We start from the raw sequence: 714 nt of genomic DNA, 5'->3' as shown, positions 1-714 counted from the left end.
CATGGCACAGCAGCAGGCGGGAGTTGCCAAAGCGAACGAAGAAAATGCCTCCCGTGAGGCGGCAGCGGAATCCGATCGTCAGAAGTATGCCGCGCAGGCGCAGGCGAACTATGCAAAAAGCCAGACTGCTCTGGAAAAATATACGGCCAGGCAGAACGAACTCAACAAGGCGCTGAAAGCTGGTCGGATCCTCCAGGCTGACTACAACATCAACCTTGCTGCTGCGAAAAAAGAGTACGAAGACACCCTTAAAAAGCCGAAGAAAACTCCCGCAGTCAGAACACCTGCCGGTGCTCGTGCAACAGACACCGCCAGCGCCCAGACGATGGAGCTGGAGGCGCAGTTACGTACTTTGCAGGAGCATAAGGGTATAAATGACACTATCAGTCAGCAGCGTCAGGAGCTGTGGCGTCAGCAGTCCCGCTTTGTCGTGCTGGAAGCCGCGGCGAAGACCCGGACGCTCTCTGCTGAGGAAAAATCCCTGCTGGCCAGCAAGAGCGAGGTGCTTTCCCGCGCGGAGATGAATGCAAAACTCGGCGATCAGATCGTAGCCCAGGAACGACTAAACCGCCTGCAGGATACATCCCAGAAATATGTTACACAGATCGGCGAGAAAACCCGTGCGCTGAAGGATGGCGGGGCAATGAGTAGTCGTGCTGCGCAACGCCAGAATGAAGAAGCTCAGCTTCGCCAGGGCTGGATGAATGCCGGTGG

Annotated in this window: 1 pseudogene; it reads left to right on the top strand. The window is 56.4% G+C overall.

Features of this window, described 5'->3' with window-relative positions:
- Positions 1-714, top strand: a pseudogene (locus ACJ9N4_RS20865) (phage tail tape measure protein); the annotation flags it as partial.

It is taken from the genome of Enterobacter sp. LM3, assembly GCF_046622475.1.
Classification (GTDB): Bacteria; Pseudomonadota; Gammaproteobacteria; order Enterobacterales; family Enterobacteriaceae; genus Enterobacter; species Enterobacter cloacae_P.
This window is presented reverse-complemented; position numbering and strand designations above follow the sequence as displayed.